Here is a 24,410-nt window from a genome sequence, read left to right as displayed (position 1 = left end):
CACCGTTTTACTGCGAAATATTCCGAATTACGCACGGCCCTGTAGCAGCTGCCGAAGGCTGCTACATGAATCGCGTTACTCACAACAAAAATAATAATGTTCAGAGATCGACTGCCATGGCCGCACCCGCCTCGCCGCTCTCCCACGACGCCGTCATTCAGGACTCCTGGAAGCGTTGCCGCGCCTTCGGGCTTGATCATCAGAGTGCACCCGCGTTTGATCAGCTGCCGGCCGAAGGCATCGCACAATTGCTGGAGAGCCAGCATTCCCTGGTGCAAACCACGCATCAAGAAGTCCTGCCGTATTACGAAAACATCCTGAGCAATTCCAACTGCCTGATCATGCTCGCCGACAATCAAGGCCAGGTGCTCACGTCGTGGGGCACCCAGCGCTTTATCGAGCCGAGCCTGACCCGTGGTTTCAGCGCCGGCGCCAGCTGGATGGAGCGTTGCAGCGGCACCAACGCCATCGGCACCGCCCTCGCCTGCGAGCAGGCCGTGCACATCGAACACGATGAACACTTCCTGAAAGCCAATCGCTTCATGACCGGTTCCGCCGCGCCGATTTTCGATGCCGAGCGCAAAGTGATCGCGGTGCTGGACGTGTCCAGCGACAGCTACCTGCCGCCGTCCCATACCCTCGGCATGGTCAAGATGATGAGCCAGACCGTGGAAAACCGGCTGATTCTCAACCTGTTCCACGGCCAGCACTTTCAACTGACGTTCAACACCGGGTTGAACAACCTCGACAGCCAATGGGCCGGGCTGTTGATCTTCGACGAGACCGGCCAGGTGCTGTCCGCCAACCGCCGGGCCGACAATCTGCTGGGCATCAGCCTGTCGCGGGTCAGCGTCGAAAGCCTGTTCAAGGTGTCACTGCTGGAATTGCTGAACCAGCCCGACGGCCTGCCGTTCGCGCTGCAAGCCTCGGGGCGCAATCGCTTTCAGTGCCTGCTGCGGCGGCCGAAACAAGTACCGATTCAAGCGCGACTGTTTTCTGAACCCAAGAGCGCTGAACCGGTGGTCGTGGCGGCACCCGAAACGATCAGCCTCAACACCCTGCACTTCGGCGACAGCCGCGTGGAAAAAGCCGTGCGTCAGGCTGAACGCCTGCTGGAGAAGGACATTCCACTGCTGATCCACGGCGAAACCGGGGTCGGCAAGGAAGTCTTCGTCAAAGCCCTGCACCAGGCCAGCTCTCGCAGCAAACAACCGTTCATTGCGGTCAACTGTGCGGCGATCCCCGCCGAACTGGTGGAATCCGAGCTGTTCGGCTACGAGAAAGGCGCGTTCACCGGCGCCAACCAGAAAGGCAGCATCGGGCTGATCCGCAAAGCCGATAAAGGCACCCTGTTTCTCGATGAAATCGGCGACATGCCGCTGCCGACCCAAGCCCGGTTGTTGAGGGTATTGCAGGAACGCTGCGTGCAACCGGTGGGCAGCAGCGAGCTGTTCCCGGTCGATATCCGGATTATTTCGGCGACCAACCGTGCGTTGCGTGAGCAAGTGCAACTGGGGCGGTTCCGCGAAGACCTGTACTACCGGATCGGCGGTTTGACCCTGGAACTACCGCCCCTGCGCGAACGCAGCGACAAGCAGGCCTTGTTCAAACGTTTGTGGGAGCAGCACCGCGAGCCATCGCAGTGGGCCGGGTTGAGCCGTGAGGTGCTGGAACTGTTCGGCCGTCATCCGTGGCCGGGGAATTTGCGCCAGGTCAGCAGCGTGATGCAGGTGGCGCTGGCCATGGCCGAGGAGCAGCCGGTACGACCGGAGCATTTGCCGGATGACTTTTTTGTCGATCTGGAGATGGAACCGGTGGATTCGCCAGAAGTGTTGGCGGTGGATTTGAATGATGTCGAAGATTTGAATCGGCAGTTGCGGGCGGCTGGGGGGAATATTTCGCACTTGGCCCGGCGGTTGGGGGTTAGTCGCAATACCCTTTATAAGCGGTTGCGCCAGGCTGAGTGATGAGTGAACCGCAATCCTGGTGTTCGGCGTTAGACCATCGCGAGCAAGCTCGCTCCCACAGGGTTCAGTGTCGTGCGCAGAACTCAAACCAAGCGAAGATCAACTGTGGGAGCGAGCTTGCTCGCGATAGCGCCAGCCGGGACACCACAACCTTTGAGCCCTGCACATAAACAAAAACCCGCACAAGGCGGGTTTTGTTTTGCAGCGGATAACGCAATCAGTCAGCCAACCGCCAGGTCGTGCCGCCCTTGCCGTCTTCCAGCACCACGCCCATGGCGGTGAGCTGGTCGCGGATGCGGTCGGATTCGGCCCAGTCTTTACCGGCACGAGCCGCCAGACGCGCAGCAATCAGCGCGTCCACTTCAGCGGCATCCACACGCCCTTCAGCGCCAGCCTGCAAGAAGTCATCGGCTTCAAGCTGCAACACGCCCAGCACGCTCGCCAGTTCCTTCAAGCGCGCTGCCAGGCCCGCCGCCGCATTGAGATCGCTCTCGCGCAGGCGGTTGATCTCACGCACCATTTCGAACAGCACCGCGCAAGCTTCCGGCGTGCCGAAGTCGTCGTTCATCACCTGGGTGAAGCGCTCGACAAAGGCCTCACCACCGGCCGGTGCCACGTTCGGCAGACCTTTTAACGCGTGGTAGAAACGCTCGAGCGCGCCTTTGGCGTCCTTGAGGTTGTCTTCCGAATAGTTGATCGCGCTGCGGTAGTGGCTCGACACCAGCAGGTAACGCACGACTTCCGGGTGGTACTTTTCCAGCACATCGCGAATGGTGAAGAAGTTGTTCAAGGACTTGGACATCTTCTCGCCATTGATGCGAATCATGCCGCAATGCATCCACGCGTTGGCGTAGGTCTTGCCGGTGGCCGCTTCGCTCTGGGCGATTTCGTTTTCGTGGTGCGGGAACTCGAGGTCGCTGCCGCCGCCATGAATGTCGAAGGTCTCGCCGAGGCAGCAGGTCGACATCACCGAGCATTCGATGTGCCAGCCTGGACGACCGTCGCCCCACGGCGAAGGCCAGCTCGGCTCGCCCGGCTTGGCGCCTTTCCACAAGACGAAGTCCAGCGGGTCCTGTTTGGACTCGTCGACTTCGATCCGCGCGCCGATGCGCAGGTCTTCGATTTTCTTGCGCGACAGCTTGCCGTAGCCCACGAACTTGGCGACGCGGTAGTACACGTCGCCATTGCCCGGTGCGTAGGCATAGCCCTTGTCGATCAAGGTCTGGATCATGGTTTGCATGCCAGCGATGTGATCGGTGGCCCGCGGTTCCATGTCCGGCTTGAGGATGTTGAGGCGCGCCTCGTCCTCGTGCATCGCGGTGATCATGCGCTCGGTCAGCGCCTCGAACGGCTCGCCGTTCTCCTTCGCCCGATTGATGATCTTGTCTTCGATGTCGGTGATGTTGCGCACGTAGGTCAGGTTATAACCGCTGAACCGCAACCAGCGGGTCACCAGGTCGAACGCGACCATGCTGCGGCCATGGCCAATGTGGCAGTAGTCGTACACGGTCATCCCGCAGACGTACATGCGCACATTGTTGCCATCCAGAGGCTTGAAGACTTCTTTGCTCTTGGTGAGCGTGTTGTAGATCGTAAGCACTTTAGTTTCCTTGAATCACTGGCCCCACGAATCACGCAAGGTCACGGTACGGTTGAACACCGGATGACCTGGTTTCGAGTCCTTGATATCCGCGACGAAGTAACCTTCGCGTTCGAACTGGAAACGGTCTTCCGGCTGTGCATTGCCAAGCGAAGGCTCGGCACGACAACCGGTGAGGACTTGCAGCGAGTCAGGGTTGATGTTGTCCAGGAAACTGGCGCTGTCTTCAGCCTTCTCAGGGTTGGCCGAGCGGAACAGGCGATCGTACAGACGCACTTCGCACTCGACGCTGGCAGCGGCCGGCACCCAGTGCACCACGCCTTTGACCTTGCGGCCTTCAGGGTTCTTGCCCAGGGTTTCCGGGTCGTACGAGCAACGCAGTTCGACGATGTTGCCATCGGCGTCCTTGATTGCTTCGTCGGCGCGGATCACGTAGCTGCCGCGCAGACGCACTTCGCCGTTGGGTTCCAGGCGTTTGTAGCCTTTTGGCGGCTCTTCCATGAAGTCATCGTGGTCGATGTAGATTTCACGGGCGAACGGCAGCTTGCGCACGCCCAGTTCTTCTTTCTGCGGATGACGCGGCAGTTCGAGGTTCTCGACCTGGTCTTGCGGGTAGTTGGTGATCACCACCTTCAACGGGCGCAGCACGCACATGGCGCGCGGAGCGTTCTGGTCCAGATCCTGGCGGATGCTGAACTCGAGCATGCCGAAATCGACGACGCCGTCAGAACGGTTGGTGCCGACCATGTCGCAGAAATTGCGGATCGACGCAGGCGTGTAACCACGGCGGCGGAAGCCCGACAGCGTGGACATGCGCGGATCGTCCCAACCGAACACGTGCTTTTCATCGACCAGTTGCTTGAGCTTGCGCTTGCTGGTGATGGTGTAGTTCAGGTTCAGGCGGCTGAATTCGTACTGACGCGGGTGCGCCGGTACTGGCAGCGCGTCCAGGAACCAGTCGTACAGCGGACGATGGCTTTCGAACTCCAGGGTGCAGATCGAGTGGGTGATGCCTTCGATGGCGTCCGACTGACCGTGGGTGAAGTCGTAGTTCGGGTAGATGCACCACTTGTCGCCGGTCTGGTGGTGATGCGCGTGACGGATGCGGTACATGATCGGGTCGCGCAGGTTCATGTTCGGCGAGGCCATGTCGATCTTGGCTCGCAGCACACGGGCGCCGTCCGGGAACTCGCCGGCACGCATGCGGGCGAACCAGTCGAGGTTTTCTTCCACGGAGCGATCACGGAACGGGCTGTTCTTGCCCGGTTCGGTCAAGGTGCCGCGGTATTCCTTGGCTTGTTCCGGGCTGAGGTCGTCGACGTAGGCCTTGCCGGCCTTGATCAGCTCGACGGCCCAGTCGTGCAACTGGTCGAAATACTGCGAGGCGAAGCGCACGTCGCCGGACCATTCGAAGCCCAGCCATTTGATGTCGCTTTCGATCGCGTCAATGTATTCCTGGTCTTCCTTGGCCGGGTTGGTGTCGTCGAAACGCAGGTGGGTGACGCCGCCGAATTCCTGGGCCAGGCCGAAGTTCACACAGATCGACTTGGCGTGACCGATGTGCAGGTAGCCGTTGGGCTCAGGCGGGAAACGGGTGACGATCTGCGTGTGCTTACCCGAGTCCAGGTCCGCCTGGATGATCGGGCGCAGGAAATTGACCGGCACGGCAGGGCCGGTCTTGGCATTCGAGGTAGGGTCGACAGTGGGCTTGCTCATAGGATCCTTGAACGTACAAGTGCGTGGCCGGAACGAAAGGCCTGACAAAACAAAGCCGCTATCATAGCCGATGCTGTCAAGCTGCTGACAGAGCGGGCCCTAAAACAGGTGCGTTTAATGCACCTGTTTTGAAAAACAGCCTCGAAATTAACGCCTGTCGCGCTAAACTGCGCACCTTGGCTGCTGTTGGCCGGACCGGTTAAGGGCCCTGACGCCCCGAAACCCACGAATTCATTAAAGAGTACCGATCATGACCCAAGTCAAACTGACCACCAACCATGGCGACATCGTCCTGGAACTGAACGCTGAAAAAGCCCCGATCACCGTGGCCAACTTCATCGAGTACGTGAAAGCCGGTCACTACGAAAACACCGTTTTCCACCGTGTCATCGGTAACTTCATGATCCAGGGCGGCGGTTTCGAGCCAGGCATGAAAGAAAAGAAAGACAAGCGCCCAAGCATCCAGAACGAAGCCGACAACGGCCTGCCGAACGTTAAGTACAGCGTGGCCATGGCTCGCACCATGGAACCGCATTCGGCTTCCGCCCAGTTCTTCATCAACGTGGCTGACAACAGCTTCCTGAACCACAGCGCCAAGACCACTCAGGGCTGGGGCTACGCCGTGTTCGCCAAAGTCGTTGAAGGCACCGACGTGGTCGACAAGATCAAAGGTGTTGCCACCACCATGAAGTCCGGCCACCAGGACGTACCAGCAGACGACGTGATCATCGAGAAAGCCGAGATCATTGAGTGATACTGCTGATTTCAGACTTGCATCTGGAAGAGGAGCGCCCGGACATTACCCGGGCGTTTCTGGATTTGCTCGCCGGACGCGCCCGCTCGGCGAGTGCGCTGTACATTCTGGGCGACTTTTTCGAAGCGTGGATTGGCGACGACGCCATGACGCCCTTTCAGCGTTCCATCTGCCAGGCCCTGCGCGAATTGAGCGACAGCGGCACGGCCATTTTTCTGATGCACGGCAACCGCGACTTCATGCTCGGCCAGGCCTTTTGTAAACAGGCCGGCTGCACGCTGTTGAAGGACCCGAGTGTCGTGCCGTTTTACGGCGAACCGGTGCTACTGATGCACGGTGACAGCCTCTGCACTCGCGACGAAGCCTATATGAAGCTGCGTCGCTACCTGCGCAACCCGATCAGCCTGTTCATCCTGCGAAATTTACCGCTGCGCACCCGGCATAAGCTGGCGCGCAAGCTGCGCAGTGAAAGCCGCGCGCAAACGCGGATGAAGGCCAACGACATCGTGGATGTCACGCCGGAGGAAATTCCGCGGATCATGCAGGAATACGGCGTGAAAACCTTGATCCACGGCCATACCCATCGCCCGGCCATCCACAAGTTGCAGTTGGGCGAACAAGCGGCCAAACGCATTGTGCTGGGGGATTGGGATCGCCAGGGCTGGGCGTTGCAGGTGGATGAGAACGGGTTTGCACTGGCCCCCTTCGACTTCACCCCGCCACCGCAATTGGCCGCTCCCACTCACTGACTGCCGAACACAAAACCCTTTGTAGGAGTGAGCCTGCTCGCGATAGCGGTGGATCAGTCAACAAAAGTGTTGAATGTGAATCCGCTATCGCGAGCAGGCTCATTCCTACAGTGGATTGTGTTTAGGTCAGTGACCGGAAGCAGCCGGCCCCGCTTTCGCTGCAAACGGCGGTTTCGCCAGCCATACAATCAGAATCAACCCCATGAACCCCCAGCCCAGCAACGTGAAGTAATCCACGGTGGAGAGCATGTACGCCTGACTCGTCAGCACATGATCCAGCTGCGCATAGGCCGGGTTACCCGCCCCGCCCAAGGTGTTCAGTGCATCACGGGTGGCCGGATCGAATGTGGTGATGCTTTCGCTCAGATACGCGTGATGCTGATCCGCCCGGCGAATCCAGATCCAGGTGGTCAGTGACGCCGCAAAACTACCGCCCAGTGTGCGCAGGAACGTCGCCAGGCCCGCGCCGTCGGCGATCTGGCTCGGTGGCAGGTCCGACATCAAGATGCTCAGGGTCGGCATGAAGAACAGCGCCACGCCAATGCCCATGAACAGTTGCACCAGGGCGATGTGCTGGAAGTCCACTTCATTGTTGAACCCGGCGCGCATGAAGCAGCTCAGGCCAATGGCCAGGAACGCCAGCCCGGCCAGCAATCGCAGGTCGAACTTGTGCGCGTACTTGCCGACAAACGGCGACATCAGCACTGGCAGAATCCCGATCGGCGCCACGGCCAACCCCGCCCAGGTCGCGGTGTAGCCCATCTGGGTTTGCAGCCATTGCGGCAGGATCAGGTTGATGCCGAAGAACCCGGCATAGCCGAGCACCAGCACCAGCGTGCCGATGCGGAAGTTGCGATACGCGAACAGCCGCAGGTTCACCACCGGGTGCTTATCGGTCATTTCCCAGATGATGAACACCGCCAGCGCGATCACGGAGATGGCCGCGCCAATCAGGATGAAAGTCGACTCGAACCAGTCCAGGTCATTGCCCTTGTCGAGGATAATCTGCAACGCACCGACGCCAATGATCAACGTGATCAATCCCACGTAATCCATCGGTTGGCGGCTGGTTTCCACCGGGCGCGCCTTGAGTTGCTGGCGCACCACCATCACTGCGAAGACGCCGATCGGCACGTTGATGAAGAAAATCCACGGCCAGCTATAGCTGTCGGTAATCCAGCCGCCAAGAATCGGCCCTGCAATGGGCGCCACCACCGTGACCATCGCCAGCAACGCCAGGGCCATGCCGCGCCTCGCGGGGGGATAGACCGCGATCAGCAGCGTCTGGGTCATCGGGTACAACGGACCGGCCACCAGGCCTTGCAGCACCCGAAAACCGATCAGTTCCGGCATCGAGGTCGAGATGCCGCAGAGAAACGAGGCCAGCACGAACAGCACCGTGGCCCAGAGAAACAGCTTCACTTCACCGAAGCGGCGGCTGAGCCAACCGGTCAGCGGCAGCGCAATCGCGTTGCTCACGGCAAAGGAAGTAATCACCCACGTGCCCTGCTCCGAACTCACGCCCAGGTTGCCGGAAATGGTCGGCAGCGCCACGTTGGCGATGGTGGTGTCAAGCACTTGCATAAAGGTCGCCAGCGACAGGCCGATGGTGCTGAGCAACAGGCTGGGCGGCGTGAAAGAGGCGTTATTGCTCATCGCGAATCCTTTGAAACCGGGAGGGCGCGGCGCCCATTAACGGAGCGCCGCTGAGGGATTGGCGAATCAGCGTTGCGCGGTCTTGCTGACCGCCGCGCTGTTGTCGTGGATCAACTGAGTGATCATCGCGTCGGCTTCAGCCAACTGACGGTCGTAGACGTTGGTGCTGAACGAGGCCTTTTGCGGTGGCTGTTGCGCCAGCACCGGGCCGCTCTGGTCGTGCAGGTTCACGTCAACCTGAGTCGACAGCCCCACGCGCAACGGGTGCCTGGCCAGTTCTTCGGCGTTGATGTGGATCCGCACCGGCACGCGCTGGACGATTTTGATCCAGTTACCGGTGGCGTTTTGCGCCGGCAGCAGGGCAAATGCGCTGCCGGTACCGGCGCCGAGGCTGTCGATGGTGCCGCTGAATTTCACGTCGCTGCCGTACAGGTCGGCCTGGATGTCCACCGGCTGACCGATGCGCATGTCACGCAATTGGGTTTCCTTGAAGTTGGCGTCGATCCACAGTTGATCCAGCGGAATCACCGCCATCAGCGCGGTGCCCGGCTGAACCCGTTGACCCAATTGCACAGAGCGCTTGGCCACGTAACCAGTGACCGGCGCGATCAAGGTGCTGCGCGAGTTGTTCAGGTAGGCCTGACGCAGTTGCGCGGCGGCCGACATCACGTCCGGGTGCGACGAGACCACAGTGTCATCGACCAGCGCACTGGTGGTTTTCAATTGCTGCCTGGCGTTGGCCAGGGCGTTTTGCGCCGAGGTCAGGTCGTCGCGAGCGTGGGACAGTTCTTCCTGGGAAATCGCACCGCCAGCGGCGAGGTTTTTCCGGCGATTGAAGTTGTCCTGAGCCTTCTGCACTTCAGCCTGCTGCGCGTTGACCTGGGCTTTCATGCCGTCAACGTTGCTGTACAAACCGCGCACCTGACGCACGGTGCGGGCCAGATTGGCCTGGGCACTTTGCAGGCCGACTTCGGCGTCATTCGGGTCGAAATTGATCAGCACCTGGCCTTCGTGGACCAGGTCACCATCATCCGCGCCGATGCTGACCACGGTGCCGGTGACCAGCGGGGTGATTTCCACCACGTTGCCGTTCACATAGGCGTCGTCGGTGCTCTCGTTCCAGCGCCCGAAGAGTTCGTGATAACCCCAGACGCCGACACCGGCGAGGACAACCACGATGGCCAGAACGACCAGCATGACTTTGCGTTTACGCGAATTGCTCGTGTCTTGAGCGTTGTCTGGTGATGTGTTGGTTGGAGCAGCAGATGTATCGGCAGTGGCCATGACAAATACCTTGAATTAGTTGTGCTGCGTGGCTGGGAGGGCGTTGGCTGCGGTCAGGGTTTCGCCCTGAAAACCGCCGCCCAGCGCTTGCATCAATTGGATCGACAAGTCGATCTGCTCGGCATTCAGGTTGGCCAGCTGACGCTGGGCCTGGAGCAATTGCTGCTCGATGCTGAGCACGTCCAGGTAGTTACCGATGCCGGAACCGTACCGCTGGACCACGGTGTTGTAAGAATCCTGGGCAATGTCGGTGGCATGCTGCTGGGCACCGATTTGCCGGCCGATATCGCGCAACTGGTTAATGGTGTCGCTGACATCGCCGAGCGCTTTCACCAGGCTTTTGTTGTACTGCGCCACCGCGAGGTCGTAATCGGCGTCGCGGGAATCGAGGTCGGCGCGCAGGCGGCCACCGTCGAAAATCGGCACAGAAATCGTGGGGGCGATGTTGAAGAAACGGCTCGCCGAACCAAACATTGCATCCCCCAACAACGATTCGGCACCGGCCGCGGCGCTGAGGTTCAAGTTGGGATAGAACTGGGTTTTGCCGGCGGCGATGTTCTTGCTCGCGGCTTCGACCCGCCACCTAGCGGCCACCAGGTCGGGACGACGGCCAAGCAATTCGGCGGGCAGCACCGATGGCAAAGCGACTGCGCTGGCCTGAAGAATTTTCGGTCGGGCGATTTCGTTGCCGCGGTCCGGACCTTTGCCGAGCAGTACCGCCAGGGCGATTTTGGCGCTGTTCAAGCGTTTTTCGGCGTCGATCAGGCTGGCTTCGGACGTGGCTTCCAGGCTTTGGGTCTGCTGGAACTGATACTGACTGTCGATGCCCGAGCTCAGGCGACGCTGCCCCAAATCGAGCATTTGTTTAGTGCGCTTGAGGTCTTCATTGGCCAGGTCGTAGACGATGTGCGCCTGCCCCAAGTCGCTGTAGGCGCGGGCGACGTCGGCGGACAGGGTCAACTGCGCGGCCTGTTGATCGACTTCGGCGGCGCGAGCCTGCCCCAATGCAGCTTCCCAGGCGTCACGCTGACCGCCCCACAAGTCGAAGTTGTAATTGAAGCTGGCACCGATGTTGCGCACGGTGGCGTAAGTGCCGCCCTGCCCGGTCGGGTCCTGATCGCGGGCCAGACGCGAGCGGCTGACACCGGCGCTGGCATCGAGGGTCGGCATGCGCGCGGCGTCGGCGGCATAGGCAGCAGCGCTGGCCTGGTGCGCGCGGGCGTCGGCGATTTGCATGTCGGGGCTGTCGTGCAAGGCTTCGCGGATCAGACCGTCGAGTTGCGGGTCGCCGAGGCTTTTCCACCAGTCGCTTTTCGGCCAGGCCGCTGGCGACAGGCTTACGCCGCTGAGGGATTGTCCGGCCTTTAGGGTTTTCGCATCGAGGCTTTTGCCTTCTGTGGTCAAGCCGCTGTAGCTGGCGCAACCGGCCAGGGTCATGGCGGCCAGGACCAGGCTCAACCCGGTGCGCAGAGTTTTACTGTTCATTTGTCACCTACCCGCAGCAGGGTGATCGAATCACCGGCGGCTATCAGGATTTTCTTGAGGAGGTGTTCCAGGGTTTTCAGCTCATCGGGGGTGATGGCGCCGGCCAGTTCGTTCATGGCGTCGGCGCCAATGTGCGGCAGGCGGTCGGCAAGGTTCTGGCCTTCTGCCGTCAGCACCAGTTGAACCTGGCGGCGATCCGCCTCGCAGCGTTGGCGGATGAGGAAACCTTTCTGTTCCAGGCGATCAAGCATGCGGGTCATCGAGCCACTGTCCAGCGACAGGTGACGGCACAACTCGGCCGGGGTATCGACGCCGAACTGGGCCACGATGATCATCACCTTGAACTGAGCGGCGGTGATGCCGTGGGGTTCCATGTGGGTGTCGATGATCCGGTCTTTGAGCAGAGCGGCACGTCCCAGCAGGAGGCCGAGGTGGCAGTTTTCGAAATCGTCTGGGGTGAAATGCTTCATCTGACCACCAATTAGCTGCCTAAGCAGTGAATGTATGACGAGATGTTACTGCCTAGGCAGCCAATGTCAACGTAATAGTTAGGTTGCTTTGTATTTGACAGATAAATGGCGCAGCACAAAAGCAAAAAATCGCAGCCTACGGCAGCTTCTTCAGGTTTTTATGTACCCCTGTAGAAGCTGCCGCAAGACTGCGATCTTTATGCTTTTTGCTTACAACGTTGCCGCAGTGGCCGACCCAGGCTTGAACCAGGTCGGCGCGAGGCTACTTACTCAAACGTGCACTGCTCCGGCGCCACGCCCGCGCAACGAGGCAGCACGCTGCCATCGGCCTGGGTCTGGTTGGTCCAGGCAGCGCCCACTGGCTTCACCGCGTCAGCGGATTTCAACGTCATTCGCACACCTTCGCGTTTTGGTCCCACGTAATCGCAGGCTACGAAGTTTTTCGCGTTGACGACATACGCTTCCTCGAAGGCTACGGCTATCAGATCCTCCTTTGCAGCTATCGGGTTCTCGCCTGTCCATTGCAGACCTTTACTGGCAGCTGCGGTGTAGACAAAGCCGCCGTCTTTCATCGCTGTTTGCTGGATCGCCCCGACAGTCGGGCAAGCGTTGCCGGCATAGGCATTAGCCATCAAAGCCATCATTACAACTACGCCAGCGGAAAATTTGTTGGTAATACCGGTCATGCTTGTTACTCCATGTGCACTTAAAGATTAGTCATCATCCATCTACGACTTGTTATTAGCCCAGTCAGATAAATCAATTGATCGCATCAATTGCGATGACGCATCCTAGTACAGAAACTCATTTCAACAAATAGCAGAGATGAGTAAAAAAACATCAAAACGTGTCAACTTACCCCACTACAAAACAATAACAAATAATAAAAAAATAAAATCCAAACTGACAGCCAAACCCCTAGACATCAATAGCCTCAACACCTGAAGCGATCAAACCCTCATCAGCACATGCCTCACAAAAAAGACAAACAGACAGTTTCCCACAAGGAAACATCCACTCGCCCTACGAGAACAACAAAGTTAATCCCTCAAACCGCGACAACTTTTCTTATTCCTTATAGTGAATATCCCCACACACTAAAACCTCCCTCCTTACTTCACATTGTTATTACATGAAGAGGAGGGAGCATTTGAAGTTCTTAAATCAAAAATCCCGCTTGTAGAAGATGTCCAGCGAACTCGCCACGCCGCTCGCCGCTTCGAGGTAGACCTTCTTGCTCAGCTTGTAACGCAGGGCAATGGTGTTGGCCGGTTCAAACACGCCCACGCCATAACGCAAACTGAGTTTCTCGGAGATATTGCCGCTGGCCACGACGCTGGTGGCAGTGCCGCTGCCCTCGGTGTCCAGTTGGAAATCCTGGATTCCCAGCTCTTTGGCCAACCCGCCGGTCACCCCGGAACTGCCCATCAAACCCAAGCCAAGTGCAGCCTGGGCGAGCATGTTGTTGTCTTCGCCGTTGCTGCTCAGCGGGCGCCCCAGCACCAGATAGGACAAGGCCTGTTCCTGGCTCATGGCCGGTTCGGAGAAGATCTGCGTGGTCGGCTGCTCGGCACTGCCGCTCAGGCGAATACCGGCGATCACGTCGTCAGTCTGGCGAATCGCCTCGACGTCCAGGTACGGCTGATCGAGCGGGCCGGCAAACAACAAACGCGCCCGGCGCACGGTCAGGCGCTGACCGTAGGCGCGATAACGCCCGTCGTTGAGCCACAGTTCGCCGCGTGTGTCCAGGTTGTCGCCGATGTGCACATGCCCCTGCACATTCGCGGTCAGGCCAAACCCGGCAAAGCTCAGCTTGTCTTCGCCCACCACCACATCAATGTCCATCTTCATGGCCAAGGGCGGTTTGCCTTCTTCGGTCTGTTGGCCGACGATTACTACGTCATCGGAGATTTTTACCGTGGAAGGCGGCAACTCGCGAATGGTGATCTCGCCTCTGGGCACCAGCACTTTGCCGGCGATCGCCAACTCATCGCCCTTCATCGAGATTTTCAAATCCGGCGCGACTTCCAGCTTGGCGTACGGCTCAACCGTCACAGGTAACTGCGAGCCCTTGAGCGCCAGGTCCACCACCAGCGCCTGTCCCCAGGCAATGTTGCCGTTGAGGGTGCCCTGCCCGGCCTTGCCGCTTTTCCAGTCGCCATTCAATTGCACGGTTTCACCGACAATCACTGCTCTCAGTTGCAAGGCGTGCAGCGCCATCGGCAGTTCCGCCCCGGAGACTTCACCGTCGCTGAGCAGCAGGCTGCCGTTGACCTGCGGCGCCAACAGGCCACCGGAAATCGTGCCGCTGCCATTCAGGCGCCCGGTGAGCTTTTCGACCATCGGGACGAACGGCCGCGCCACCGACAGGTCCAGCCCGCTCAAGCGGAACGAACCGGTGAGCGGTTTGTTTTTCGGCAACGGGTTGATCTGCGCCTGCACCATCAGTTCGCCCAGTTTGCCGCCGACGAAGTTGAGATCAGTGTCGATACGTTTCGGCGTGAGTTTGCTGGTGAGTTTCAGCGTCTGGTACGGGAAGTCCAGCCACTGGTCCTTCTCCTTCATGCGCAACGTGCCGCCGCTGGCGTCGATGCTGATCTGGCCGTTCGGGCCGCTGGCCGGCAGGTCCAGTTGCAGGTCGGCGTTGAGGCTGCCCTTCCAGGCGAAATCCTTCGGCAGCCACTGCGCCAGGCTTTCAATCGGGAATTGCTTGAGGTGGAAACGCAGCTTCGGCTCCGGCATTAAACGCTGGTCTTCACCGCACAGGCTGGCCGGGCCGGACATCCAGCAGTGGGCGCCGAAATTGATTTTGCCGTCCGCCAGCCGCTCCAGTTTCGCCGGGCCTTGCAGCTTCCAGTCTTGCCCACCGGTCTGGATATCGCCGCTGGCCAGGCGCCCGCGCCAGTTGCCTTTGTCCAGCCCACCGTCGAGACCGAGCGCCAGTTTCAGCTGCGGGCCTTGCAGGTCGAGGCTGAGTTTCTGGTGTTTGATGTCACCCTGGCCACTGGCGGTCAGCGTACCCAGTGAGGTTTCACCGGCCTGAATGCCGCTGCCCTTGAGGTCGATTTTCGCCCGTTGCGCGCTGTCGAGGGTGGCGTCGAGGTTGAGGCTTTGCAGGCGATTGTCGTCGAACGCCAATTGCGTGCCTTGCAGCCCGAGCTTGCCTTGCGGCGCTTTGAGCGTACCGGCGACATCGATGCGGCCGTTCAGTTGCCCCCGCAGTTGCGGCCAGAGCTGGGCCAGACGCGGCATCTTGATGTCGATCTGGCCGGCAAGTTTCTGTTGCAGGCTGCCCTTGCCGTTGATGCTGTTGTCGCCGAGGCGGATTTGCAGCGCGTTGAGGTTCCATTGCTCGCCGCCGCCATCCGCCTTGGCCTGGATCACGGCGGGTTGCCCGCGCAGTTTGCCTTTCAGGTCGAGGCCGGCAGTGAGGCTGAGTGTGTCATTTTTCATCTCGCCTTTGCTGCGCAGCGGTCCGGCCAGTGTGCCCGGCAATTCCGCCACCCAGTACGCCGGGTTGATCGCCGACAGGTCGAGCGCGGTGTCCCAGGCAATGCCGTCGGCGAATTGCAGGTTCAGGTGCCCTTCGGCCTTGCCCTGCCCGGCCTGGAGCTGGATTTGTTGCAGGTAGATTTTCGTCAGGTCGCCGCTGAACGGGCTGTTCAGCGTGAAAGCGCCAGCCGGTCCATCCGCCGCTGCCTGGAAGCTGCCGAGGTACTTGCCGTCGGTGTAGGAGATGTCACCGTTGAAGCTGCGCAACGCCACTTCCGGTTCGTCGATCAGCGGATAGAGGCGGTGCCACGGGAAATCCAGCCAGGCGATTTTCGCGTCGGCGCTCAGGCCTTTGCTCCAGTCGAGGGTGCCGCTGAGCTTGAGGTTTTGCTTGTCGTTGGCGGTGAGGTCGAGGGCGGCGATCTGGGCGCCCTTGGCGTCGACCTTGCCTTGCAGCAGCAACGCGACCGGGCCTTGTTCGGCGGGCAGCGTGGCTTTACCGAGCAATTGGTAACCGTTTTTCAGATCGCCGTCGCCGGTGAGTTCCAGTTGATTGAGTTGCAGGGTGTCTGGCAGGTCGGCGGCGGGTTTGAAGCCGTCGGCGGTGATGCGTACCTTGGCCGGCAAGTTGTCCGCCAGCGGTTGCAGCTCGCCGGTCAACTGTCCGTTCAAGTAACCGCTGCTGTCGGCTTTCAGGTTCAGGGTTTTCAGCAGGTCGCCGTCGACCTTCAGCGCCAGCGTCCAGGGCGCGGGGGCTGACAGGGTCAGTTGACCTTCAACCTTGAGCGGCCAGTTGCCGGTGGGTTGCAGCAAGCCGGAGAGGTTCAGGCTCAGGTCATCGCGCTGCAACTTCACCGAGTCGATCTGCATCCCTTGCGCGGTCCAGTGCGCCGCCAGTTGCAGGCCTTTGAGTGCTTCACTGCCGTTGAACAGCAGGCTGCCGATCTGCACATCACCCAGTTCGATGGCCAGGGGTAGCTTCAGATCCGGAAGGCTGATCGGCCCGCTGCTTTCTTCTTCAGCACCGGGCGGAAATTGCAGGCTGACTTGATCGGCCTTCACTTGCTCAAGGCACAACGTCATGCGTGTCAGGCACAGCGGCGACCAGGCGAAAATCACCTTGCTCAGCTCAACCCGGCTGGTGTCTTGCTGCCACAGCACATGATCGGCGCTCCACTGCCCGCCCAAACGGCCCTGGAAATTCTCGACGGTCAAACCCGGCACGAAGCCTAACGCCCAGCGACTGCCCGTGGCCGTGCCCAGCACCGAGGCGATGCTCAGGACAACCAGCATCAGCAGCGCCAGAATCGCCAGCAGCGTTATTTTCAAACCACGATTCACAGCTCAGGCCCCATGGAAAAGTGCAGCCGAATGCCGCCGTCATCGTCCAGCGCGTGGGCCAGGTCGAGGCGGATCGGCCCCACCGGCGAGACCCAACGCACGCCGATGCCTACCCCGGTCTTGAGGTTTGGCAGTTCGAGTGTATTGAAAGAGTTGCCCTGGTCCACGAAGGTCGCGACCCGCCACTTCTCGGCGATGGAATATTGGTATTCGGCGCTGGCCGCGACCATGTAGCGCCCGCCAATGCGGTCGCCCTCGGAGTTCTCCGGGGACAGGCTTTGATAGTCGTAACCGCGTACGCTCTGATCGCCACCGGCGAAAAACCGCAGTGACGGCGGGACTGAGCTGAAGCCATTGGTGGCGCTGCCGCCCACCTGTACCCGGCCTAGAAAGCGGTGTTTGTCAAAGACTGTGGTCAAGCCTTTCACCAACGCGGTGCCGTAGAGCAAGTTGCTGTCTGAGCCCAGGCCTTCTTTCGCCACTTTGGACTCGAATTGCAGGCGATAGCCGTTGTGCGGGTCGATGCGGTTGTCACTTTTCAGGTAGGAATAGCTGACGCCGGGCATCAACAACGTACTCAAACCCGAGTCGTCGCCCAGGGAGTAATCCTCACGCTGCCATTTCAACGACACCACACGCTGCCAGCCACTGGGCAATTTGCTGTGCCATTCCGGGCCGATGGTCAGCAGCTTGCTGTGGGTGTCAGTGCCGGCGATGTCTTCGTTCTGGTAACCACCGGCAAAACGCAGTTTGTCGGTCAACGGCGGGTCGAGCGGGATGTCGTAGAACAGCCCGACGTTTTGCCGGGGCGCCGACAGCTCGGCTTCCCAGCCATAACTGTGCCCCTGCGGATTGACCCAGTGTCGGGTCCAGTTGGCCTTGACCCGGGGACCGACGTCCGTGGAATAACCCAGGCCCAGGCCCATGGTTCGCGGCTTGCGCGTTTCGAGTTTGACCTCCACCGGGATCACGTCGTTCTTGGACGCCGTCGGTGCCGCATCGACGCGCACACCTTCGAAATAGCCACTCGATTGCAGCGCCTGGTTGAGTTCGGCGATGAGTTCGGAGTCATAAGGCGCGCCTTGCTTGAACGGCACCATGCGTTGCAACAGGTCTTCGTCAAACGGCGTGTCGCCTTCGAAACTGACCTTGCCCAAGGCGTAGCGCGGGCCGCTTTCGTAGATCAGTTCGATATCGGCCACGCCGGCACGCGGGTCTACCGATAATTTCTGGCGGGTGAAGTGGCCGCTGAAAAAGCCGAAGCGCGAGGCTTGATTCTGGATCAGGCGCTTGGCGTCTTCGTAGTGGCCATGATTGAGCACCGCGCCGGTTTTCAGCGACGCGCCCTGGGGCACACGAAAGGATTTGAGGGAGGCCGCCGGGCCGTCGACGCGAATCGTGACAGTGCGCAGGTGCACCGGCTCACCGGGATCGATGTTGAGCACCAGGCGCGGCGTCTTGCCGCCCTTCACATCGCTATCGATCTGCGGCTGGTAATACCCCAAGGCCTGGGCGGCCTTGCGCGCCTGATCCTCGGCGCCACGACTGAAGCGCAGCAACGCTTCTTCGTCACGATCGCCGAGGTTGCCGATATAGCCTTCTATATTGGCTTTCAGTTCATCGTTGGACGGTTTTATCCGCACATCCAATTCACTTTGCGCCAGCGCCGCGCAGCTGGTGAACAGCATCAACGCGCCACTGGTAATTCGTCCTGGAAATTTCATAGGCGCGGATGCTATCACGAGCTTGGGAGCGTGATAGAGCCTCGCATGGCGTTAAAGTTCTACCGTTTATGCCGTTGCGGTTTGCAACACCTGCGGATTGGCGTGAAAAAACACGTGTTCGCGAATCGGTCCTACCGCGACCTCGCCGATTTCCTCATAACCCTGACGCTTATAGAACTCCAGATAGCGAGGATTCCCTGTGTCAAGGATCACCCCCTGGGAGGTTTCATCGACTGCGCACCAGTTATGCACCGCTTGCAGCAGTTGTTCGCCGAAGTGTTTGCCCTGGAATTGCGGGTGAATCCCCAGCAGCGGCAGCACGTGGACCGAATCACTCGGCACGCAGGCCGCGACGGCGGCGTGGTAATCGAGGTAGCGACGGGTGCAGCGAAACCCGGTACTGAGCACCATGCGCAAACGCCAGGCCCAACTTTCGGTGATACCCAGGCGTCGTTGCGGCGGCGCGATCAGCGCGATGCCGATCAAACGGTCATTGACCAGCAGGCCGATGGCTGGCAAATCCTGAAGGAAATGCTGTTTGACCAATTCACGCACGGTGGCCCGCACCCGATGTTCATAACCGGGACGTTCGGCCTCGAACAGGTAACCAAAGGTCGGCTCGTGCCGGTAGGCGTGGTACAGCAGGGAGCGCGCTTCGTGGGCATAGCCGCTGTCGAGCATGTGAATGTCGGCGATGGCGGTCGAGGTTTCAGGCATAACGGTTGATCTCCCCGGTACAGCTCAAATGGCTGTGCTCTTCTTGGTACGAGCCTATCGGTGCTGACACAGTTCCCTACTGATCGATATCAGTGTTGACTGTGATGACGCCATCGCTAGCAAGCTCGCTCCCACAAAGGTATAGACCAGACTCGGACGATAGGAGTGAGCCTGCTCGCGATGAGGCCCGCATCAGCGATGAAAGACCAACCGCCGAACACGAATCCCCTCACCCTACACTGGCCCGATTCCTACATGTCAGCTAGCATCGCCCTTTTGCCAGGACTGCCGACCATGAAGATCGTCTCCTTCAACATCAACGGGCTGCGCGCTCGCCCGCATCAGCTGGCAGCGCTGATCGAAAAACACCAGCCAGACGTCATCGGCCTCCAGGAAACCAAGGTTCACGACGACCAGTTCCCGCTGGCCGAGGTACAGGCGCTGGGCTATCACGTTTATTTTCATGGGCAGAAAGGCCATTACGGCGTCGCCCTGCTCTCGCGCAAAGAACCGCTGGCCCTGCACAAAGGCTTCGCCACCGATGAAGAAGACGCTCAGCGCCGCTTCATCTGGGGCACGTTCGCCGACGCCAACGGCGTGCCGGTGACGATCATGAACGGCTATTTCCCACAGGGCGAAAGCCGCGACCACCCGACCAAGTTTCCGGCCAAGGAACGCTTCTACAGCGACCTGCAGCAACTGCTGGAAAGCCAGTTCAGCAACGATCAGCCGGTGGTAGTCATGGGCGACGTGAATATTTCCCCGGAAGACTGCGACATCGGTATCGGTCCGGACAATATGAAACGCTGGCTGAAAACCGGCAAGTGCAGCTTCCTGCCGGAAGAACGCGAGTGGATGGCCCGCCTGAAAAACTGGGGCCTGGTGGACAGTTTCCGCCACCTGAACCCGGACGTGGCCGACCGTTTCAGTTGGTTCGACTACCGTAGCCGTGGGTTTGAAGACGAACCCAAGCGCGGGCTGCGGATCGACCTGATCATGGCGTCCCATGGCTTGTTGCCACGGGTCAAGGATGCTGGCGTGGATTACGACCTGCGAGGGATGGAGAAACCCTCCGATCATGCGCCGATCTGGCTTGAATTGAGCTGATATCCAAAGTTCAACACAACCCCCTAAATGTAGGAGTGAGCCTGCTCGCGATAGCGGCTGTACATTCAGCATCTTTGTTGACTGACAGTCCGCTATCGCGAGCAGGCTCACTCCTATATTAGATAACTGTCATCTTTCGGAAATCTTACTGACTTATTCTCCCCGCACTTTCTTTGGTTTTTTAAGGTGCGGGCATGACGCTGCGCGTTTTGTTTCTATGGATGCTGTGCGCCGGCCTGCCCCTGACGGCATCGGCCGCTGATTTACCAATCTCCGCCAATGGCCCGGTGCTGCGCATCCAGGGCTCTAACACCATCGGTGCGGCATTGGGCCCGGCGTTAGTCGAGGGGCTGTTGCGCGAACAGGGCCTGCTCAAGGTTCACAGCGAAGCATCGGACACCGCGAACGAACTGCGCATCGTCGGCGAAACGGCACAAGGCCGTCGCGTTGTGGTGGAGGTGGCAGCGCACGGCTCCAGCACCGGCTTCACCGCGCTGAAGAATACCAATGCCGACCTCGCCGCCTCTTCGCGTCCGATCAAGGACAGCGAAGTGGTGGACCTCGAACCCTTGGGCGACTTCAAAAGCCCCGACGCCGAACAAGTCATCGCCATCGATGGCCTGGCGATCATCCTTCACCCGCAAAACCCGTTGAACCAGCTCAACACCGAACAACTGGCGCGAATCTTCAGTGGCGAAGCCAAAACCTGGGAAGAGCTCGGCGGCAGCGGTGGCGCGATTCATGTCTATGCGCGGGATGACCAGTCGGGCACTTACGACACGTTCAAGGAATTAGTCCTCAGCCGTCGTGGGAAAACCCTGAACAGCGCCGCGAAACGCTTCGAGTCCAGTGAACAATTGTCTGACGCCGTCAGTCTTGACCCGCAAGGTATCGGCTTCATCGGCCTGCCCTATGTGCGCCAGGCCAAAGCCGTGGCAATCGTCGATGGCCAATCCCAGGCGATGTTGCCGCTTAACAGCCTGATCGCCACCGAAGACTATCCGTTGTCCCGCCGGCTGTTTTTCTACCTGCCGCCCCATGGGGAAAACCCATGGGCCGAGGCCCTGGCGGTGTTCACGCAAAGCAGCAAAGGCCAGGCGATTGTCGCGGCCAACGGTTTTATCGCCCAGACGGTCCAGGCCATCACGGTCACGCCGAATGCGTTGATGCCGGAGGGCTATCAGGCACTCAGTCGTCACGCGCAGCGGCTGTCGGTGAATTTCCGCTTTGAAGAAGGCAGCGCAACGCTCGACAACAAGGCGCAACAGGACCTGACGCGGGTGCTCGACTATATAAAGCAGCATGACAAAACCAACCGCGAGGTCACGCTGGTCGGGTTTGGCGATGCCAAGAGCGATCCGGCACGCGCCGATCTGCTGTCGAAGCTGCGGGCGATGGCGGTGCGGCGAGAACTGGTGAAAAGCGGCGTGGTGTTTCGCGAGATTCGCGGCTTTGGTGCGGAAATGCCAGTGGCGGCGAATAACGCGGATGAAGGGCGGATCAAGAATCGACGGGTTGAGGTTTGGGTTTACTGAATCACACCGGCGCCCAACGCCACAAAACCGGCCTGTAAAGATACTAAAACTGATATTTCCTACAGGTTCACTTTGTTGATGGCAGTCGCTTAATGGTGGGATCCCGATCAAGGGTTTCTCACCAGAAAGGAACGCTGACATGACAAACCCCACTCAAGCGCCAATACCGTTGTCAAAGTCTGGTGATCTGGATCAGTCCTTTGGTTTTCTAGGCACTGTGCCGGGTCCTGCCAACGGCACTGTTCATTCGATTGTCTCTTCGGACAACGGCACGCTGACTTACGCCATCGAGGACGGTGTAGCATTTCAAATCCGCAGGAACCTCATCAATGGCGGTCGAGATACTGCATTTGGTGACGACGGTATTGTGACGGGACAGTTTGAAAGTGGCAGAAGATCCAAACCCTGCCGACTGATACTTCAAGAGCAAAAAATTCTGGTCATCGGCGATATTCTCACTGACCAAGGAAAACTAGGAGCACCGGCAGTTTTACGTCTCAATGACAGTGGCAGCCCTGACCTTGTTTTCGGCACCGTACAGTTGCCCGCTCCTGCATTCTCCTCAAATTACGATTCGACTGACGGATGCCTCCAGCACGACGGCAAAATCGTCGTCCTGACTCAGAAGATTGATGCCTCGGGTGTTGGCAATTTGGGGCAACTGACACGCTTGAAAAAGGATGGGAGAGGCGATAACAGTGACGGGATTGATCGCGATTTCGGTGAGCAAGGCAACGTCGAGATCAGTTTTGGCGAGCACCTCTGCCGAATGATTAGCGTGGTTATACAACCGGACAGCAAAATCGTTGTCGGTGGCCATTACGTCACGGCAAGTGCTTCCGTCTCCCAAATTGTGCTGGCGCGGTTTGACATTAACGGCACACGCGACAAGAGTTTTGGCAACGACGGATATGTGCGGTTAGGACCTGAAGACGGCCGGTATGAATTGGGTCAGTTGATCGTTCAGGCCGACGGGAAGCTGCTTTGCGCGGGTATGACCGGGCGTTCTGCAGCCCTGTTGATGCGATTTGACACCCATGGAAAACCTGACCAGACGTTTAACGGAGGTCAGGAATTACGTACGGAGCTAGGTCATCAAAACGCGAATTGGAGCGCACTGTCGATTCAGCCCCACGACGAAAAAATTGTCGTGGCAGGTTGGACGCCCGGGTTCCCTTCTTCAATGTTTTGGGGAAGGTTATTGCCTGACGGTACTTTTGACACAGGTTTTGGTAACACGGGCTGGATTAAATCATCAGTGCCGGGCACCCCGTATTCTGTGACCATTCAGGAAGGCGGGAGGATCATCGTTGCAGGCAGGCGAGAAAACGCGTTTATGTCCGTCGTCTGCGGTGTGCAGGGCTGACAAACCTCGCGATAAAGACTCCCGGGACGCCAGCAGCGAAGCCGTCTGCTGGCGTACTCAAGGTTTTGTCAGTGCCCGCTACGCATCATTTCTTTCGGCACATACTTGCCAATCTCGAATTTGCCAATCGCCGCACGGTGCACTTCGTCCGGGCCGTCGGCCAGGCGCAGGGTGCGCTGCATGGCATACATGTAGGCCAGCGGGAAATCGTTGGAAACCCCTGCCCCGCCGTGGATCTGGATCGCCCGGTCGATAACGCGCAAGGCCACGTTCGGCGCGACTACCTTGATCTGCGCGATTTCGCTCTTCGCCACTTTGTTGCCCACGGTGTCCATCATGTACGCCGCTTTCAGCGTCAGCAGCCGTGCCATGTCGATTTCCATCCGCGAGTCGGCGATCTTGTCGATGTTGCCGCCCAGGCGTGCCAACGGCTTGCCGAATGCGGTACGGCTGACCGAGCGTTTGCACATCAATTCCAGCGCGCGCTCCGCCATGCCGATCGAACGCATGCAGTGGTGAATCCGGCCTGGGCCCAAGCGACCCTGAGCGATTTCGAAGCCGCGTCCTTCGCCCAGCAGGACGTTTTCGTACGGCACGCGGACATTTTCGAACAGCACTTCGGCGTGGCCGTGCGGCGCGTCGTCATAACCGAACACCGGCAGCGGACGGACGATCTTCACGCCCGGGGTATCCACCGGCACCAGAATCATCGAGTGCTGGGCGTGGCGCGGCGCATCCGGATCGCTCAGGCCCATGAAGATCAGAATCTTGCAGCGTGGATCGCAGGCGCCTGAGGTCCACCATTTCTTGCCGTTGATGACCCACTGATCGCCATCACGCACGGCGCGGGCGGCCATGTTGGTCGCGTCGGAGGAGGCAACATCCGGCTCGGTCATGGCGAACGCCGAGCGGATTTCCCCGCGCAACAGCGGTTCGAGCCAGCGTTGTTTCTGTTCTTCGTTGGCGTAGCGCACCAACACTTCCATGTTGCCGGTGTCTGGCGCGGAGCAGTTGAACGGCTCCGGGCCCAGCAACGAACGGCCCATGATTTCGGCCAGCGGCGCGTATTCGAGGTTGGTCAGGCCGGCGCCGAGTTCGGACTCAGGCAGAAACAAATTCCACAGACCTTCGGCCTTGGCCTTGAGTTTGAGTTCTTCCATGATCGCCGTCGGCTGCCACCGATCGCCTTCGGCAACCTGGCGCTCGAACACGGCTTCGGCGGGATAAACGTAAGTGTCCATGAACGCGGTTACGCGCTCACGCAGTGCCTGAACCTTGGGCGAATAAGCGAAATCCATGAGCATTTACCTTCTTGGGCAGAGGTTGTTTTTGGTCATGTATCGATGCTAGAACAGCGTTGATAATTTACCTAGCCTATTCTCGGCGTGTATTAACATTCATCACCGATATATGATCGGGTGATTGAGAACCAACAATAAGAGTGCAG

17 protein-coding genes are annotated in these 24,410 nt (G+C 59.5%); 6 read left to right on the top strand and 11 right to left on the bottom strand.

All coding sequences use genetic code 11. The features are described from left to right. The first annotated feature begins 116 nt into the window (after positions 1-116). Positions 117-1,967: a sigma-54-dependent Fis family transcriptional regulator gene (locus AB4N43_RS27155; RefSeq protein WP_027925086.1), complete on the top strand. Its 1,851-nt coding sequence runs from the start codon at positions 117-119 to the stop codon at positions 1,965-1,967. 217 nt (positions 1,968-2,184) lie between these two features. Here AB4N43_RS27155 and cysS read toward each other — a convergent pair whose 3' ends face one another. Both cysS and AB4N43_RS27145 read right to left on the bottom strand, forming a co-directional pair. After that, on the bottom strand, positions 2,185-3,567 hold the full coding sequence (gene cysS / locus AB4N43_RS27150) for a cysteine--tRNA ligase (protein WP_027925085.1): 1,383 nt from the start codon (positions 3,565-3,567) through the stop codon (positions 2,185-2,187). Positions 3,568-3,582: 15 nt separating this feature from the next. Beyond that, on the bottom strand, positions 3,583-5,283 hold the full coding sequence (locus tag AB4N43_RS27145; RefSeq protein WP_027925084.1) for a glutamine--tRNA ligase/YqeY domain fusion protein: 1,701 nt from the start codon (positions 5,281-5,283) through the stop codon (positions 3,583-3,585). A gap of 250 nt (positions 5,284-5,533) precedes the next feature. Between AB4N43_RS27145 and AB4N43_RS27140 the strand changes: the two genes are divergently transcribed. Further along, positions 5,534-6,037, top strand: a complete 504-nt coding sequence (locus AB4N43_RS27140) for a peptidylprolyl isomerase (protein ID WP_027925083.1) — start codon at positions 5,534-5,536, stop codon at positions 6,035-6,037. Continuing rightward, complete coding sequence (gene lpxH, locus AB4N43_RS27135; protein ID WP_027925082.1) at positions 6,034-6,786, top strand: UDP-2,3-diacylglucosamine diphosphatase; 753 nt, start codon at positions 6,034-6,036, stop codon at positions 6,784-6,786. Before AB4N43_RS27140 ends, lpxH begins: the two co-directional genes overlap by 4 nt. 126 nt (positions 6,787-6,912) lie before the next feature. Here the strand turns inward: lpxH and AB4N43_RS27130 are convergent, their stop codons facing one another. The 8 genes from AB4N43_RS27130 to AB4N43_RS27095 all read right to left on the bottom strand — a co-directional run bounded on the left by AB4N43_RS27130 (position 6,913) and on the right by AB4N43_RS27095 (position 18,955). After that, entirely contained in the window at positions 6,913-8,442 is a 1,530-nt protein-coding gene (locus tag AB4N43_RS27130) for a DHA2 family efflux MFS transporter permease subunit (RefSeq protein ID WP_027925081.1), read from the bottom strand. A 66-nt stretch (positions 8,443-8,508) separates the two neighbouring features. Then, complete coding sequence (locus tag AB4N43_RS27125) at positions 8,509-9,726, bottom strand: HlyD family secretion protein (protein WP_027925080.1); 1,218 nt, start codon at positions 9,724-9,726, stop codon at positions 8,509-8,511. 15 nt (positions 9,727-9,741) lie between these two features. After that, complete coding sequence (locus AB4N43_RS27120) at positions 9,742-11,211, bottom strand: efflux transporter outer membrane subunit (RefSeq protein ID WP_460152300.1); 1,470 nt, start codon at positions 11,209-11,211, stop codon at positions 9,742-9,744. After that, positions 11,208-11,681 (bottom strand): MarR family winged helix-turn-helix transcriptional regulator, encoded by a 474-nt coding sequence (locus tag AB4N43_RS27115; protein WP_027925078.1) that lies wholly within the window; start codon positions 11,679-11,681, stop codon positions 11,208-11,210. Before AB4N43_RS27115 ends, AB4N43_RS27120 begins: the two co-directional genes overlap by 4 nt. Positions 11,682-11,947: 266 nt before the next feature. Beyond that, positions 11,948-12,367 (bottom strand): DUF3757 domain-containing protein, encoded by a 420-nt coding sequence (locus AB4N43_RS27110; protein ID WP_197622302.1) that lies wholly within the window; start codon positions 12,365-12,367, stop codon positions 11,948-11,950. 478 nt (positions 12,368-12,845) lie between these two features. After that, positions 12,846-16,514, bottom strand: a complete 3,669-nt coding sequence (locus AB4N43_RS27105) for a translocation/assembly module TamB domain-containing protein (protein ID WP_460152297.1) — start codon at positions 16,512-16,514, stop codon at positions 12,846-12,848. Beyond that, the gene (locus AB4N43_RS27100) at positions 16,511-18,238 is read right to left on the bottom strand and encodes an autotransporter assembly complex protein TamA (RefSeq protein WP_027925075.1); all 1,728 of its coding nucleotides are present in this window, start codon (positions 18,236-18,238) and stop codon (positions 16,511-16,513) included. The genes AB4N43_RS27105 and AB4N43_RS27100 overlap by 4 nt, the downstream gene beginning before the upstream one ends. A gap of 66 nt (positions 18,239-18,304) precedes the next feature. Continuing rightward, positions 18,305-18,955 carry a GNAT family N-acetyltransferase gene (locus AB4N43_RS27095; protein WP_027925074.1) on the bottom strand — a complete coding sequence of 217 codons (651 nt, stop codon included), beginning with the start codon at positions 18,953-18,955 and terminating at the stop codon, positions 18,305-18,307. 294 nt (positions 18,956-19,249) lie between these two features. Here AB4N43_RS27095 and xthA point away from each other — a divergent pair, with 294 nt between their 5' ends. The 3 genes from xthA to AB4N43_RS27080 all read left to right on the top strand — a co-directional run bounded on the left by xthA (position 19,250) and on the right by AB4N43_RS27080 (position 22,963). Further along, positions 19,250-20,062 (top strand): exodeoxyribonuclease III, encoded by an 813-nt coding sequence (gene xthA, locus AB4N43_RS27090; RefSeq protein WP_027925073.1) that lies wholly within the window; start codon positions 19,250-19,252, stop codon positions 20,060-20,062. Between the two features lie 194 nt (positions 20,063-20,256). Beyond that, positions 20,257-21,597: a substrate-binding domain-containing protein gene (locus AB4N43_RS27085; RefSeq protein ID WP_460152295.1), complete on the top strand. Its 1,341-nt coding sequence runs from the start codon at positions 20,257-20,259 to the stop codon at positions 21,595-21,597. Positions 21,598-21,736: 139 nt separating this feature from the next. Next, the gene (locus AB4N43_RS27080; RefSeq protein WP_460152294.1) at positions 21,737-22,963 is read left to right on the top strand and encodes an NHL repeat-containing protein; all 1,227 of its coding nucleotides are present in this window, start codon (positions 21,737-21,739) and stop codon (positions 22,961-22,963) included. A gap of 68 nt (positions 22,964-23,031) precedes the next feature. Here AB4N43_RS27080 and AB4N43_RS27075 read toward each other — a convergent pair whose 3' ends face one another. Beyond that, positions 23,032-24,261: an acyl-CoA dehydrogenase gene (locus tag AB4N43_RS27075; protein ID WP_027925071.1), complete on the bottom strand. Its 1,230-nt coding sequence runs from the start codon at positions 24,259-24,261 to the stop codon at positions 23,032-23,034. Positions 24,262-24,410: the final 149 nt, after the last annotated feature.

It is taken from the genome of Pseudomonas sp. S2_B07 (assembly GCF_054668435.1).
The sequence above is the reverse complement of the archived record's forward strand: the minus strand, read 5'-3'. Positions and strand labels throughout refer to the sequence as shown.

Coding starts and splice junctions, on each gene's coding strand:
- AB4N43_RS27155 (WP_027925086.1), top strand. CDS start 117: ATGGCCGCACCCGCCTCGCCGCTCTCCCACGACGCCGTCATTCAGGAC.
- AB4N43_RS27145 (WP_027925084.1), bottom strand. CDS start 5,283: ATGAGCAAGCCCACTGTCGACCCTACCTCGAATGCCAAGACCGGCCCT.
- AB4N43_RS27140 (WP_027925083.1), top strand. CDS start 5,534: ATGACCCAAGTCAAACTGACCACCAACCATGGCGACATCGTCCTGGAA.
- AB4N43_RS27130 (WP_027925081.1), bottom strand. CDS start 8,442: ATGAGCAATAACGCCTCTTTCACGCCGCCCAGCCTGTTGCTCAGCACC.
- AB4N43_RS27125 (WP_027925080.1), bottom strand. CDS start 9,726: ATGGCCACTGCCGATACATCTGCTGCTCCAACCAACACATCACCAGAC.
- AB4N43_RS27120 (WP_460152300.1), bottom strand. CDS start 11,211: ATGAACAGTAAAACTCTGCGCACCGGGTTGAGCCTGGTCCTGGCCGCC.
- AB4N43_RS27115 (WP_027925078.1), bottom strand. CDS start 11,681: ATGAAGCATTTCACCCCAGACGATTTCGAAAACTGCCACCTCGGCCTC.
- AB4N43_RS27110 (WP_197622302.1), bottom strand. CDS start 12,367: ATGACCGGTATTACCAACAAATTTTCCGCTGGCGTAGTTGTAATGATG.
- AB4N43_RS27100 (WP_027925075.1), bottom strand. CDS start 18,238: ATGAAATTTCCAGGACGAATTACCAGTGGCGCGTTGATGCTGTTCACC.
- AB4N43_RS27095 (WP_027925074.1), bottom strand. CDS start 18,955: ATGCCTGAAACCTCGACCGCCATCGCCGACATTCACATGCTCGACAGC.
- xthA (WP_027925073.1), top strand. CDS start 19,250: ATGAAGATCGTCTCCTTCAACATCAACGGGCTGCGCGCTCGCCCGCAT.
- AB4N43_RS27085 (WP_460152295.1), top strand. CDS start 20,257: ATGACGCTGCGCGTTTTGTTTCTATGGATGCTGTGCGCCGGCCTGCCC.
- AB4N43_RS27080 (WP_460152294.1), top strand. CDS start 21,737: ATGACAAACCCCACTCAAGCGCCAATACCGTTGTCAAAGTCTGGTGAT.
- AB4N43_RS27075 (WP_027925071.1), bottom strand. CDS start 24,261: ATGGATTTCGCTTATTCGCCCAAGGTTCAGGCACTGCGTGAGCGCGTA.